The sequence below is a fragment of the Pseudogulbenkiania sp. MAI-1 genome (assembly GCF_000527175.1).
Taxonomy (GTDB): Bacteria; Pseudomonadota; Gammaproteobacteria; order Burkholderiales; family Chromobacteriaceae; genus Pseudogulbenkiania.
Genome location: NZ_AZUR01000001.1, coordinates 4237649 through 4251455, shown reverse-complemented (window position 1 = coordinate 4251455; position 13807 = coordinate 4237649). Strand labels below are relative to the sequence as shown.

Genomic DNA, 13807 nt, shown 5'->3' with positions numbered 1-13807 from the left:
GGGCGGACGTGGCGCGAATGAGACGGCGGTCGACAGCGAGGCGCCACGGCGGCGCGGTTACGGCCGCTGCTTGTAGAAGGTGATCGGCGCGCTGGTCGGGATTTCCGACGGCGGCGCGGACTTGAGGATGTGCTTTTTCATCTTGCCCATCACGTGCATCTCGCACGGCCGGCACTCGAACTTCAGGGTATAGGTCTCGCTGCCAGACTTGAGCGTCATCGGGTCGGCGCGCACCTGCCCCATCACCCCCTTCACACCCTTGGCCTGCTTGGGACAGAGGTTGAACGAGAAGCGCAGGCAGTGCTTGGTGATCATCAGCGACACCTCGCCCTCTTCCTGGTGCGCCTCGTAGGCGGCATCGATCACCTCGACGCCGTGCCGGGTGTAGAACTGCCAGGCCAGCGAGTTGTAGACATTGGCGAGGTAGCTCAAGGTCTTTTCCGGGTACGGCACCGGCGGCTCCACCGGCACCTTGCGCGGCGGACGCGGCCAGGCGGCCAGGCGCGCGGCCTCCAGCTTCTCCACCGCCTCGCGGCGCAGGCCGTTGATCACCGAGGCCGGCACGAACCACGGCTGGGACAGCGATAGCTGAACGTCGTGCGCCTCGAACATGGTGTTGCCGAGCTTGGCGATGGCGTCGCGCAGGCCGGCCTCGGCCCGGGCCGCATCCTTGGCCGGCTCCAGCGCGATGGCGGCGCTGGCCGTGGCGCTGCAGCCGTCGGCATCGGTCAGGGTCAGGGTCAGGCCGTCGCTGCCGTCGCTCAAGGTGGCCCACACGCCCACGCGGCGCTCGGCCGATTTCTTCAACAGCGCCAGCTCCCAGGCGTGGTCGCGGTTGCGGCTGATGTCGGTGCCGGGCTTGAGACCGGCGAGCACGCTCGGGTCGTTGGGCTCGCAGCGCCACAACAGCAAGCCGCCTTCGGCCTTGCCGATTTGCTTGACGGTGTTGAGCTGCATGCCCACCACCTCGCGCTTCTTCATGAAGTTGATGCCGTCGCCGTTGCTCATGGTCTCGGACGTGGCGATCTCCAGCCAGGTCTCGCCCACCTTGTGCACGGTGCCCAGCGCCACGCCGACGAACTTGGGCGAATCGAAGGCGCCGATGTCCTGCTTGCGCCCGGTGGCGAAATAATCGGTCGCGCCGCGGTGGAAGGTCTTGTCCGGGTCCGGCGCGAAGAAGATCTCGCTGCTGCCGCTGGAGGCCGGCGCCAGTTCCGGGCGGCGCTCGATGATCTCGTCCAGCAGCAGGCGGTAATGCGCGGTGATGTTCTTGACGTAGCTGACGTCCTTGTAGCGGCCCTCGATCTTCAGCGAGCGCACCCCGGCATCCAGCAGCGCCTCCAGGTTGGCGCTCTGGTTGTTGTCCTTCATCGACAGCAGGTGCTTGTCGAAAGCCACCACGCCGCCGTTGGCATCGGTCAGCGTGTACGGCAGTCTACAGGCCTGCGAGCAGTCGCCACGGTTGGCGCTGCGCCCGGTATCGGCGTGGCTGATGTAGCACTGGCCGGAGAACGCCACACACAGCGCGCCGTGGATGAAGTATTCGATGGTGGCACTGTCCCCCACGCGCTCGGCGATTTTCTTGATCTGCGGAATGGTCAGCTCGCGCGCCAGCACGATCTGGCTGAAACCGGCGTCGGACAGGAAGCGCGCCTTGTCGGCGTCGCGGATGTCGCACTGGGTCGAGGCGTGCAGCTGGATCGGCGGCAGGTCCATCTGCAGGATGCCCATGTCCTGGACGATCAGCGCATCCACGCCGGCATCGTACAGCTGCCAGATCAGCTTGCGCGCCGCCTCCAGCTCGGCATCGTGCAGGATGGTGTTGAGCGTGGCGAAGATGCGCGCGTGGTAGCGGTGCGCGAACTCGACCAGCCCGGCGATATCCTCGACGCTGTTGCAGGCGTTGTGGCGCGCGCCGAAGCTCGGTCCGCCGATGTACACCGCATCCGCCCCGTGCAGGATCGCCTCGCGCCCGATCTCGGCGTTCTTGGCGGGGGACAACAGTTCGACTTGATGCGGCAACAGACTCATGCGACGGCTTCCTTGCTGGGGGTGGTGGCGCGCGCGGGCACGCGACAGGGGCGGAAGTATAGCGGAATCAGGGATTTAGGTGTAGGGCGGAAGCCTGTGACTGAGTCGTCGGGCATCGCGAGGGAGCGCCCCGCGGCGCAACCCCCGGCTCGCGCCGGGGTGTCCGCCCTAGCCGATGACGCGGAAGATTTCCCAGCGCTGCGTGCCCGACACCACGTGCGGTTCCAGCGCCCGGCTCCACACCGCGTGCGCCTCGATCGTGGCGAGCTTACTCCACGCCGCGTCGAGCTCGGCCAGGTCGGCGATCTCGATCTCGGACTGGATGGTGGACTCCTTGGCGCCGATCGAGCCGTTCAACAGCCGCACCCGGTCGGCGGTCCAGCCGACCTGCGAGCCGATGTCGCGCAGCCAGCGCTGCATCTCCGCCACCACCTCGGGTTTGTGGCCGAACTTGGCCTCGATGCTCCAGCGGGCAATCATCATGATGTGCCTCCTTTGTCTATGACCTGTTCACGGCCGTTCTTCCACGGTACCGACATGCAAATGGCCAGACGCCGGGCGGAAGGAACAGGCCTTGGGGTTCCAGGGCCAAGCCGGCAACGCCGCAGAGGGCCGGTTGCCGGATCAGCCCGGCCTTGCCGGGATGCGCGGCTACTGGCTCAACAACGTCGCCAGCTCGTCCACCGCCTCGGCCCACTCGGCGTCGCTCTCCAGCGCCTGGCGCAGAAAATCCGCCTGCGCCGGGCTCCAGAACGGCGCGTCGGCCACCTCCACGCCGTGCTCCAGCCGGTGCTTGGCCAAGAATTCGTCGATCGCCGCCGCATCGCCGCCCAGCCCGAGTTGCTGGAACAGCTGCGGCAGTTCGTGCTTGCCGGTATCCATGTCGTTCTCCCTGTCGTGGAGTGGAATGAGGACTCACACAGACAGCTTAGTCGCTGTGGCGGCGGGGGGAAGGTGGAGATAAGAGGTAAGGAAGAAAAATGGGATTCCACGTTACCGACTGGCAAGCGGTTCAAACTCGATCTGGACAGCGCCCACTTGGCGTTCGGCCAGAAACACACGGGCATTGCGATGGTAGGACACCACCAAGGTACGCGGTGAACGCCACCGGACCCTGGCCTCGGGGCCTCCACCTTGCCCTACAGGAACGGCACCGTGGTTGCTATCCGCGATGAAAACGTTACCGGCACCGTTGCCCCGAAAGGACCATGAACGGAAGACCGAAACTTGCGTGCTGAAACCCGTTAAAGCGCCGCAGTCACGCTGAAAGACTACCGCCCGGTAGTCGCGTTCCGGGGAAGGCAATTCGGCAATCACTTCGTTGGTGCACATCGAATGGGACACATAGTAGCCGCCAACAATGGCCATTCCGAAGAATACCCCTGCCGCCACGATAATCCATTTGGTGATTTTGATCTTGTTCATTACAGTTTTTATATCTATACGCCATCTTAATTGAGTGCGCAAACCTCAGTCTTCAATAAGCTGTTTTTGGATAGACTCCGATCTCCAGCCTGGATGCAATCGGAATTTCCTTATTTACTCTCACCTTGACTGGATAACAGCCTTTTTTCATATATATATTTTTTGAATTACCATATACAGCTTGCGCAGAAAAGCCACTCCTCCTAAGATCATTCATTTTAATATAGACATGTTGGGCTCCTCCTATCTCTACATCTAGTTCCCCTTCGAAAGCGACCCTGCCCAACAGATCCTCTATCCGTCCCCTTTCTAATTTATTTCCATAGGGAAATGACATAAATACGATATAGTTGAAGTCTTTTTTTGCACAATACACCCCCTCCCTTGTTCCACGAAATCTTTCTGGTATATCTATTACCAAATGGTTAGCTTTTGTACACGCCGTTATGACAAAAAAAGTTGCTGTCCAAAGGATTAATCTACTCCATGGCCGCATAATTCTTAAAATTCGATAACAAGCTTCCATGTATTCTCACCCATCCATTTAAATTTTGGTTTTGCTGAATCTCATAGAACTAGAAATTCTCGCCAGAATTCACCCAATCCGAACCTCTTTTCAGCCAGAAATAGCAGCGAGCCCCGCAGGTTTGGCTTCTTCTCGTTCAGCTCAACCTACAGCGAGAGCAATCCTGCACAACTAAATCAGCGCTTGGTCAGCCACTTCCTTATCCCCAAAACCAGCAGCCACACCGCCAAGGCAGCAGGAAACTGCCAATTGGATTCAGCGATTGGTGTACCAAAAACTGATGACACAAAGCTTTCTATCACGCAGCCAAAGCGATGGGACTGCTCGCACGCATTCACGGGATGAAAGAAGTCACCCACTGCCATCAAGGCAAAGATCATCGAACCACCAAAAGCCGACCACAAATAGCGCTCTCTGGTCGCAGGAATGTTCGCCATTTCCTTTTTCAGTTGTTCTCGCCACATAGGATTTCCGACCGAAATAAAATGCCCAGCAACACGGACCCGAGGCATGCTGCTCCTCAACATGCAGGGTGAAACTACATGCTCGTAGCCTGGACGTCTCTTCAGTTCCACCCAAGCTACCGCAACGATCAGCTGATCAAACCCAGCCTGGCCAAGCGCGCGGTGATAGCGCCGCGCGAGCGCTGATGGAGGGCCGCGATCTCGACGATCGATTTCCCCTCGGCAAATGCCGCTTTCACGCGGCTTTCTTCTTCCTCGCTCCAGGGCTGCCCCGCATGGCTATCCGATGATGCCTCCTTACGCTGGCGCTTTTCCGCCTCGACTAGGGCCTCCCCGGCCACGAACAAAGCCCGGATGACGTCGGGCTGGTTGAAGGGGCTCTGGTTGGACAAGACTTCGCCGCTCGCCGGATTGATGCCATGCGCCAGGGATTGCAGGATGTTTCTGGCTTCTTGCCGGGTCATCAGGACACCTCACTTCATGCTGAACTCAGATTCGTACCAGGCAAGATGATACCCTGATAATGACATATGGCTATCCTGTAGCGTCCTGCGCTAGCCGCGCCCCCCTTTGCTATAGTCATCCCTTCACCCACCCCATGCCACCGCCATGACCACCGTCCATCTCTCGCCCAGCGCCGCCCGCCACCTCCATCTGGCCGCCCAGGGCCTGCTGACGCCGCCCAGGCGCCGAGCCGGCAAGGCCGACGTGCTGGCGGCGATCCGGCGCATGGCCTTGTTGCAAATCGACACCATCCACGTGCTGGCGCGCAGTCCCTACCTGGTGCTGTTCAGCCGGCTCGGCCACTACGACCCGGCGTGGCTCGATGCGCTGCTGGCCGAGGGCGCGCTGTTCGAATACTGGGCGCACGAGGCCTGCTTCGTGCCGTCTGAGGACTACCGCCTGCTGCGCCACCGCATGCTCGACCCGGCGGGCATGGGCTGGAAGTACTCGGTAGCGTGGATGGACAAGCACCGCGCCGAAATCGAGCAGTTGATCGAACACATCCGCATGCACGGCCCGGTGCGCTCGGCCGACTTCGAGCGCCGTGGCGGCAAGGGCGACGGCTGGTGGGACTGGAAGCCGGAAAAGCGCCACCTCGAAGTGCTGTTCACCGCCGGGCGGCTGATGGTGGCAAAGCGCCAACGCTTCCAGCGCATCTACGACCTGGCCGAACGAGTGCGCCCGGACTGGAACGACGCACACGACCTGCCACCGCCGGAGACGGCGCAGCACGAACTGATCCGGCAGAGCTGCCGCGCACTGGGCGTGGTCAAGGCGGGCTGGGTGGCGGACTACTACCGGCTCAAGCGCGGCCGCTACGACGCCGCGCTGCACACACTGGCCGACGCCGGCGAACTGCTGCCGGTGCGCATCGAGGGCTGGAAGCACGACGCCTTCGTACACGCCAGCCTGTCCGACGAACTCGCGCTGGCGGCGGACGAGCGGCTCAAGGCCAGCGCCACGACATTGCTGTCGCCGTTCGACCCGGTGGTGTGGGACCGCCGCCGCGCCGCCGAACTGTTCGGCTTCGACTACCGGCTGGAGTGCTACACGCCGGCGCCGAAGCACCAGTACGGCTACTTCGTGCTGCCCATCCTGCAGCGCGGCCGGCTGGTGGGCCGGCTCGACGCCAAGGCACACCGTGCCCAGGGCGTGTTCGAGGTCAAGGCGCTCTATCTGGAGCCAGGCGTGCGCGTGACGCAGCGGCTGACGGCCGATCTGCGCACCGCCCTCGCCAGGCTGGCCGACTGGCACGGCACGCCGCAGGTGAAGGTCCAGCGGGCACCGGACGGGCTGGCGGAGGCGCTGAGCCAGGCCTGAGGGGCGGTAATTTCGCCATTCTTCACCGCCCCTGCCCGCCGTTGCCGACCGGCCCACGGGCATCAAAGGCACATCGACTACGTCGGCCGCAAGGGCAGTCACTAGCCACTGTCGACGCGGCGGGCGATACCTTCCCGCGCACTTTCCCAAGCCTGGCCGAAGCCCCGCTTCGGCCAGGCTTTTGCCATTTCTGACACCCACAATTCTACAAATGGTCCGATTGACACAGTTTCCACCAGCTAATTCCTGCCTTGTTTTGACAAATTATTCGACAATATGGCTAATTAATTAAAACGACAATCGTCATGTTTTACATATTGTCTAAAAAGGAATGAACATGCTTGCCGACCCCAGTCAAAAATACCCACCGTTTAGTCCGATCGCTCTGCCCGACCGCCAATGGCCAGGACGTATCCTGCGCAGTGCACCGCAATGGATGAGCACCGACCTGCGCGACGGAAACCAGGCCCTGATCGAGCCGCTGGACGGCGAGGCCAAGCTGCGTTTCTTCCAGTTGCTGGTGGAAATCGGCTTCAAGGAAATCGAGGTGGCGTTTCCAGCAGCGTCGCAAACCGACTTCGACTTCGTGCGCCGGCTGATCGATGAGGACCACATCCCCGACGATGTCACCATCGAGGTCATCACCCAGGCGCGCGAGGACCTGATCCGCCGCACCTTCGACGCGCTGCGCGGAGCGCGCCGCTCCATCGTCCATCTCTACAATGCCACCGCTCCGCAATGGCGCGAGACGGTGTTCGCCAGTGATCGCGCCGGGGCCAAGGCGCTAGCGCTCGCCGGCACGCGGCTGATCCGTGAGCTCGCCGATGCCGACCCGGCCACCGACTGGGTGTTCCAGTACTCGCCGGAGACCTTCTCCGCCACCGAGCCCGAGTTCGCATTGGAGGTGTGCAACGCCGTGATCGCCGCCTGGGAGCCGATGCCGGAGCGCAAGATGATCGTCAACCTGCCGGCCACGGTGGAGCTGAGCACGCCCAACCATTACGCCGACCAGATCGAATGGATGCACCGCCACCTGGCCCGGCGCGACAGCATCATCCTCAGCGTGCACCCGCACAACGACCGCGGCACCGCTGTGGCGGCAGCGGAACTGGCACTCTTGGCCGGGGCGGAACGGGTGGAGGGCTGCTTGTTCGGCAACGGCGAGCGCACCGGCAACGTCGACCTGGTGACGCTGGCGCTCAACCTGTACTCGCAGGGCGTGGCGCCGGGGCTGGATTTCTCCGACATCGACGCGGTACGACGCCAGGTGGAGGAATTCAACCGCCTGCCAGTGCACCCGCGCCACCCCTACGCCGGCGAGCTGGTATACACGGCGTTTTCCGGTTCGCACCAGGACGCCATCAAGAAAGGGCTGGATGCGCGCCGTCCTGGCGCATCGTGGCAGGTGCCCTATTTGCCGCTCGACCCGGCCGACGTCGGCCGCAGCTACGACGCCGTGATCCGCGTCAACAGCCAGTCGGGCAAGGGCGGCATCAGCTACCTGCTGCAGTCGGAGCACGGCCTGCGGCTGCCGCGCCGCATGCAGATCGAATTCAGCCGGCTGATCCAGCAGCACACCGATGCCAGCGGGCAGGAAGTGACGGCGGACGAACTCTACGCGCTGTTCCACCGCCACTATCTCGAGGCCCGCGTCCCCTACCGCTGCCACGGCTTCGAACAGCAGTACCAGGACGACGGCACCACCACGCTGAGCCTGCAGCTACGCGGCGAGAGCCACCGCGTGCACGGCCAGGGCGGCGGCACCCTGGAAGCCTTGCTCGACGCACTGAGCCTCGAAGCCCGCATCGGCGACTATCACGAACACACCCTCGGCAGCGGCGCCGACGCGCGCGCGGCGTGCTACGTCGAACTACAACTGCCGGGCCTGCCGGCCTGCTACGGCGCCGGCATCGACCGCAACATCACCGCCGCCGCCATCGACGCCCTGCTCTCGGCCCTCAACCGCAGTCTGGCAGAACAACCCGATACACCCCAGGCCCGCTGCCAGGAACTTCCATCCCGCTGTCTGCCTCTGACCAGCTCCCGATAACACAGAGAAACGCCCATGCCCAAGTCCTGCCTCCTCCTCGTCACCGTCCTGTCGCTGGGGCTCGCCGCCTGCAGCGACGAACAGACCGCCAAGCTGCAGCAATCGGCCTCGGCGGCGATCGGTGCGGTGCATGCCACGGTGGAAGAAGCGAGCGCGCCGGTCGGCCAGCTGAAGCAGCAGGCCAGCGCGGCGCTGGGAGTGGCGGCCAAGGTGGGGCAGGCCGCCGCGATCCTCGACCCCGAGCTGAAGGAACAGATGGACGAACTCAAGCAGCAGGCGTCGACGGTGAAGGAAGCCGTCAAGGCGCTGCAGGACAAGTAAGTTCGCTATTCAAGCAAAACGGCAGCCCGGTGGCTGCCGTTTTGCTTGCCGGCGCGCAGGCCGGGCGGAAGCGTCTTACAAGGCCAGGCGCGTGCGCAGCTCGGCCACCCAGTCTTGCGCGGCGAAACCGGGGCCCATCGTCAACGCCTGGTAGAAATCGCCGCCGAAGCGCGCATCCACCTCGATCAGCACGTGCACGCTGTCGCCGGCCGGCAGGAAGGTCAGCTCGATTTCCTGCAGGCGGGGATGGCCGCCGAACGGGCGCAATTCCATTTCCTGGTAGCAGCCCAGCGTGCTCGTCACGTTGCCGACGCGGGCCGTGCCGACCTCGACGTCGGTACTGTACAGCCCCCAGCCCAGCTGTTCGAAGGCCTGCAGCAGCGTGGCCACTTGCGGCGTGGGGTGGACTTCCAGCAGGTCGCGGTCGCTGGCATCCGGCGCGATGTCGATGGCGAGGTCGGTGTGGATCCACACCGGCAGCGGACGGCCATGGTGCGCCAGGGCGTTGATCGGCGTCTCGGCCGGCAACTGCAGGCGGAACGGCAGCTGGCGCTCCTCGCCGGCACGGATGGTGAAGCGTTCGGCCACGCGCACCGCGCCCAGCGGCTGGGCGACGCGGTCTTCGTGCTCGCCGGATTCGTATTCGGCTTCGGTCATCAGCAACAGGTCGATTTTCTCGATGTCCTGATCGGCCTTGCCACCCTTCACCACCACGCGGCCGCTCAGCAGATCGCCGGGGCGCAGCCGTGGGTTATCCAGTTGAGTATCTACCTGGGCTCCGCCCACGCCGAGCGAAGCCAGCAATTTCTTGAACATTGTCTCTTTCCGTTATTGAGTAAACCGGCGCTCGGGATGGGCCGGCCAGAAGCAGACCGTCGAACCCTACCGCAGTTCCGTCACCACCGGCCGGCAGGAGGAACGCACGGCTCGCCGAGTCAGCCGCGCATCGTACGGCGAGAATGCGCGCCCGACCAGTAGCCAGCTCGCCGTGCACAGCGACGACGCGGGAATAGCGACGAAATCGGCCCGGCCGAAGCAGCGACGCGGAGAAGCGCAGATGCGCACGCACGGAGACGGCCAGGCTTCCCTGCCCGCTCAGCCGAACAGACGGCGGTACTGCACGAAGCCGGACCGCTCGGCGATGCGGTCGTAGAGCTGCATCGCATCGCGGTTGCTCTCGTGCGTCAGCCAATGCACGCGCGAGCAGCCGTCCGCCGCGGCCTGGCGGTAGACGTGTTCGATCAGCCGGCGCCCGACGCCACGGCCGCGCAGACCCTCGGCCACGTACAGATCCTGCAGGTAGCAGTAGTTACCGACCGTCCAGCACGAACGGTGGTAGATGGTGTGCACCAGCCCGACGGCTTCCCCACCCTGCCACGCCAGGTAGCCGGCCATCGGCTCGTGCGGGTCGAGCAGCCGCTGCCAGGTGACGGCGCTGGTGGCGTCGGGAATGGTGGTGCGGTAGAACGCCTGGTAACCCCGCCACAAGGGCAGCCAGGCATCATGGTCGGCGGCGCTCACGGCGCGGATCTGGATGTCGTCGCTCACGGCAGGCTCCTGGTCTGGATAATCGGCCCAGCATGCCGCAGGGCTTGTCCTGCCGATAGAACCACTCGCTGCCGATAATCAGGAACCACTGGGAAAAGAGCAATGGTGCAGGGTTGGGAAAGCAAAACGAGAGCCGGACAGGCGCTCGATACGTGGCCGTTCGCCGCGCCGGCAAGGGGAAGCAGCCGCTATTCACTCCGCTTCAGCAGCGTCGTCAAGGCCTTGCTGCGCCTGCAACAGCAAATCCAGCGACAGGTGACCGCCCACCTGCTTGAGCAGGATCAGTTCGTCGCGATGTGCCATGGCCAGCTTCTCGACCAGTTCCTCGCCTTTGGACAACAGGCTCACCTCCACGCAGCGGCGGTCTTCCCGGCCCGGCCGGCGCTGCACCAGCCCTTGCCCCTCGCAGCGCGACACCAGCCCGACCACGCTGTGATGATGCGACTGCAGCCGTTCGGCCAGCTCGGCCACGGTAGCCCAGTCCCGTCCCGGGTAGCCCCTCAGCTGCAGCAACAGCAGGTATTGCTGCGGCGTGATGCCATGCTGCTGCGCCTGTTCCTCGCTGAAGCGGAGAAACTGGCGCAAGCGGTAGCGGAAATCGGCCAGGCGCTCGAAATCGCGTTTGGCTAATGAGGAAGGTAATGGCATGACGGATAGCGGGCTTACTCGCGCCCTACAGCAGCGGCAGCACCAACAGCCCGATCACCATCGCCCACACCAGCGCCCCGACTGAAAACACCGTGTAAGTGACCGACAGCGTCCGGACCCAGTGATCGTGCTCGAACAAGGCATCGAGCCCATGGAGAATCAGCCCGGCCGAGGCGAACAGGCCGGCTACACCCGCCAACATGTTGAACAGCGGACTCGGCACCATCAGCGTCAAGGCGGAAAGCCAGATCGGCAGCGGCGCGATCGCCGCCAGGCGGTAGCAGTCGCGGTACGCCAGCGGCCGGGTGCTGCGCACCGCATGCTGGATCACGTAGGCCATCAAGGACACGCACAGCCAGCTCACCAGCAGGAACAGCAGGGCGATGTACAGCCAGTGGCGGAACGGCACGGCCGGGGCGTAGACGTCGGCATGGAAGTACGCAGCGTAGAGGATCATCGCGCTGCCCAGCAGCGATGCCGGCAGCACCACCTTGGCAAAGCTGGCGCCGAGGGAGGGATGGCTCCTGGCCAGTTCGTCCCAGCCATCCTGCGAAGACACCATCATGCGGACGGGGGTAAGCAGACTCATGGCAATGCTCCTCGGTTTGCGGCGGTGGTCTTTTCAATATATCGCACTACGATATATTTGCAAGCACCGATTACCCTTGCATATTAGCCGCTACCAAGGCTCCTCCCGTCGGCCGATGCCTTGGATTTCCTCATCGCCGGCAAACCGATAAAAAACGGACCGCCTCGGCGGTCCGCTTCCATTCGGTAATAAACCGGCCCCGACTCAGATCTTGTCGTACAGCTTGGCACCGCCCTTGACGAACTCGATCGACTTCACCTCCATGCCCTTCTCCAGCGCCTCCTGCTCGGAGATGCCCTGCTGCTCGGCGAACTCGCGCACGTCCTGGGTGATCTTCATCGAGCAGAAATGCGGGCCGCACATCGAGCAGAAGTGCGCCACCTTGGCGCTGTCCTTCGGCAGCGTCTCGTCATGGAAGCTGCGCGCGCGGTCCGGGTCGAGGCCGAGGTTAAACTGGTCTTCCCAGCGGAACTCGAAGCGTGCCTTGGACAGGGCGTTGTCGCGGATCTGCGCGCCCGGATGGCCCTTGGCGAGGTCGGCAGCGTGCGCCGCCAGCTTGTAGGTGATGATGCCTTCCTTCACGTCGTCCTTGTTCGGCAGGCCGAGGTGCTCCTTCGGCGTGACGTAGCACAGCATCGCCGTGCCGTACCAGCCGATCTGCGCGGCGCCGATGGCCGAGGTGATGTGGTCGTAGCCCGGCGCGATGTCGGTGGTCAAGGGCCCCAGGGTGTAGAACGGCGCCTCGTGGCACCATTCCAGCTCCTTGTCCATGTTTTCCTTGATCAGCTGCATCGGCACGTGGCCCGGGCCTTCGATCATCACCTGCACGTCGTGCTGCCAGGCGATCTGGGTCAGCTCGCCCAGCGTCTTCAGTTCACCCAGCTGCGCCGCGTCGTTGGCGTCCCACACGCTGCCCGGACGCAGACCGTCGCCGAGCGAGAACGCCACGTCGTACGCCTTCATGATCTCGCAGATCTCCTCGAAGTGGGTGTAGAGGAAATTCTCCTTGTGATGCGCCAGGCACCACTTGGCCATGATCGAACCGCCACGCGACACGATGCCGGTCATGCGGTTGGCGGTCATCGGCACGTAGCGCAGCAGCACGCCGGCGTGGATGGTGAAGTAGTCCACCCCCTGTTCGGCCTGCTCGATCAGCGTGTCCTTGAAGATCTCCCAGGTCAGGTCCTCGGCCTTGCCGTTCACCTTCTCCAGCGCCTGGTAGATCGGGACGGTACCGATCGGCACCGGGCTGTTGCGCAGAATCCACTCGCGCGTCTCGTGGATGTTCTTGCCGGTCGACAGGTCCATGATGGTGTCCGCGCCCCAGCGGATGCCCCAGGTCATCTTGTCCACTTCTTCGCTGATCGACGACGTGACGGCCGAGTTGCCGATGTTGCCGTTGATCTTCACCAGGAAGTTGCGGCCGATGATCATCGGCTCGGATTCCGGGTGGTTGATGTTGTTCGGGATGATGGCGCGGCCGGCTGCCACTTCCTGGCGCACGAACTCCGGGGTGATCTCCTCGACCAGCCCGGCGCCGAAGCTCTGGCCCGGATGCTGGCGCGTCATCAGTTCGACGAGGCGCGCGTTCTTGCCGCCGGCGCTCTTCAGGCTCTCGATGTAGGCCTGGCGGTTCAGGTTCTCGCGGATGGCGATGTATTCCATCTCCGGCGTGATGATGCCCTGCCTGGCGTAGTGCATCTGCGTCACGTTACAGCCCGGCTTCGCCTTACGCGGCTGGCGCGTCAGGTTGAAGCGCAGGTCGGCCAGTTTCGGGTCGGCCTCGCGGGCACGGCCGTACTCGGACGACAGGCCGGCGAGCTGCTCGGTGTCGCCGCGCTCCTCGATCCAGGCGGCGCGGATGGCCGGCAGGCCGGAGCGGATGTCGATCTTGGCATCCGGGTCGGTGTAGATGCCGCTGCAGTCGTAGACGTAGATCGGCGGGTTTTTCTCGCCGCCGAACTGGGTCGGGGTGTCGGCCTGGCTGATCTCGCGCATCGGCACGCGGATGTCGGGACGCGAACCTTGTACGTAGATCTTGCGGGAATTGGGCAGCGGCTGGATGGCGGCTTCGTCCACCACCATCTCGGTGTTCAGATTGGTTGGCGCGTTCATCGTTCGGTCTCCGTGGTTGCGTCGATGAAACAGCGCAGGGAGCGGAGCGCCGAGCGGTGAAGCCCAAAGGCGGAGGCCGGCGGAGCCGGACCTCGATTCAAGACGCTTCCCTACGCCGGTATTATCCGGGTCAGGTTCCAAGGGTGTTTCTCACCAGCGCCCCGTGTTTCGGTAAAAAACCAACCGCGCATGCCGGATCGGTTCACAAAAAACGGGGGCAGGACCCCTAGCGATGCTGTGAAGGTACGGTAAATATGGGATAATCG

General features: G+C 63.7%; 15 protein-coding genes and 1 riboswitch. Of the genes, 3 read left to right on the top strand and 12 right to left on the bottom strand.

Going from position 1 to position 13807, the window contains the following annotated elements; genetic code table 11:
- Positions 1-57: 57 nt before the first annotated feature.
- From PSEMAI1_RS0120000 to PSEMAI1_RS0119975, 7 genes are all read right to left on the bottom strand, one after another.
- Positions 58-2031 carry a U32 family peptidase gene (locus tag PSEMAI1_RS0120000; RefSeq protein WP_024304576.1) on the bottom strand — a complete coding sequence of 658 codons (1974 nt, stop codon included), beginning with the start codon at positions 2029-2031 and terminating at the stop codon, positions 58-60.
- Between the two features lie 168 nt (positions 2032-2199).
- Positions 2200-2514: a hypothetical protein gene (locus PSEMAI1_RS0119995; RefSeq protein ID WP_024304575.1), complete on the bottom strand. Its 315-nt coding sequence runs from the start codon at positions 2512-2514 to the stop codon at positions 2200-2202.
- Positions 2515-2682: 168 nt separating this feature from the next.
- The gene (locus PSEMAI1_RS0119990; RefSeq protein WP_024304574.1) at positions 2683-2913 is read right to left on the bottom strand and encodes a DUF2789 domain-containing protein; all 231 of its coding nucleotides are present in this window, start codon (positions 2911-2913) and stop codon (positions 2683-2685) included.
- Between the two features lie 111 nt (positions 2914-3024).
- Positions 3025-3456, bottom strand: coding sequence for a hypothetical protein (locus PSEMAI1_RS20780; RefSeq protein WP_024304573.1), 432 nt, complete (start codon positions 3454-3456; stop codon positions 3025-3027).
- 52 nt (positions 3457-3508) lie between these two features.
- Positions 3509-3982, bottom strand: a complete 474-nt coding sequence (locus PSEMAI1_RS21935) for a hypothetical protein (protein WP_156943173.1) — start codon at positions 3980-3982, stop codon at positions 3509-3511.
- Between the two features lie 176 nt (positions 3983-4158).
- A complete protein-coding gene (locus PSEMAI1_RS0119980; protein WP_198019646.1) occupies positions 4159-4494 on the bottom strand; it encodes a hypothetical protein in 336 nt (111 codons plus the stop codon).
- 80 nt (positions 4495-4574) lie between these two features.
- Positions 4575-4910 carry a hypothetical protein gene (locus PSEMAI1_RS0119975; protein WP_024304571.1) on the bottom strand — a complete coding sequence of 112 codons (336 nt, stop codon included), beginning with the start codon at positions 4908-4910 and terminating at the stop codon, positions 4575-4577.
- 145 nt (positions 4911-5055) lie between these two features.
- Here PSEMAI1_RS0119975 and PSEMAI1_RS0119970 point away from each other — a divergent pair, with 145 nt between their 5' ends.
- The 3 genes from PSEMAI1_RS0119970 to PSEMAI1_RS0119960 all read left to right on the top strand — a co-directional run bounded on the left by PSEMAI1_RS0119970 (position 5056) and on the right by PSEMAI1_RS0119960 (position 8641).
- Positions 5056-6270 carry a winged helix-turn-helix domain-containing protein gene (locus PSEMAI1_RS0119970; protein WP_024304570.1) on the top strand — a complete coding sequence of 405 codons (1215 nt, stop codon included), beginning with the start codon at positions 5056-5058 and terminating at the stop codon, positions 6268-6270.
- 337 nt (positions 6271-6607) lie between these two features.
- A complete protein-coding gene (gene leuA, locus PSEMAI1_RS0119965; RefSeq protein ID WP_024304569.1) occupies positions 6608-8320 on the top strand; it encodes a 2-isopropylmalate synthase in 1713 nt (570 codons plus the stop codon).
- A 15-nt stretch (positions 8321-8335) separates the two neighbouring features.
- On the top strand, positions 8336-8641 hold the full coding sequence (locus PSEMAI1_RS0119960) for a hypothetical protein (RefSeq protein ID WP_024304568.1): 306 nt from the start codon (positions 8336-8338) through the stop codon (positions 8639-8641).
- A gap of 75 nt (positions 8642-8716) precedes the next feature.
- Here the strand turns inward: PSEMAI1_RS0119960 and PSEMAI1_RS0119955 are convergent, their stop codons facing one another.
- The 5 genes from PSEMAI1_RS0119955 to thiC form a co-directional block, all read right to left on the bottom strand.
- Complete coding sequence (locus PSEMAI1_RS0119955; protein ID WP_024304567.1) at positions 8717-9457, bottom strand: sporulation protein; 741 nt, start codon at positions 9455-9457, stop codon at positions 8717-8719.
- Between the two features lie 279 nt (positions 9458-9736).
- Complete coding sequence (locus PSEMAI1_RS0119950; RefSeq protein WP_024304566.1) at positions 9737-10189, bottom strand: GNAT family N-acetyltransferase; 453 nt, start codon at positions 10187-10189, stop codon at positions 9737-9739.
- Positions 10190-10381: 192 nt separating this feature from the next.
- Positions 10382-10837 (bottom strand): MarR family transcriptional regulator, encoded by a 456-nt coding sequence (locus PSEMAI1_RS0119945; protein WP_024304565.1) that lies wholly within the window; start codon positions 10835-10837, stop codon positions 10382-10384.
- 25 nt (positions 10838-10862) lie between these two features.
- On the bottom strand, positions 10863-11426 hold the full coding sequence (locus PSEMAI1_RS0119940; RefSeq protein WP_024304564.1) for a YIP1 family protein: 564 nt from the start codon (positions 11424-11426) through the stop codon (positions 10863-10865).
- Between the two features lie 204 nt (positions 11427-11630).
- On the bottom strand, positions 11631-13541 hold the full coding sequence (thiC, locus tag PSEMAI1_RS0119935) for a phosphomethylpyrimidine synthase ThiC (RefSeq protein WP_024304563.1): 1911 nt from the start codon (positions 13539-13541) through the stop codon (positions 11631-11633).
- A 90-nt stretch (positions 13542-13631) separates the two neighbouring features.
- A riboswitch (TPP riboswitch) is annotated at positions 13632-13779 on the bottom strand.
- Positions 13780-13807 lie beyond the last annotated feature (28 nt).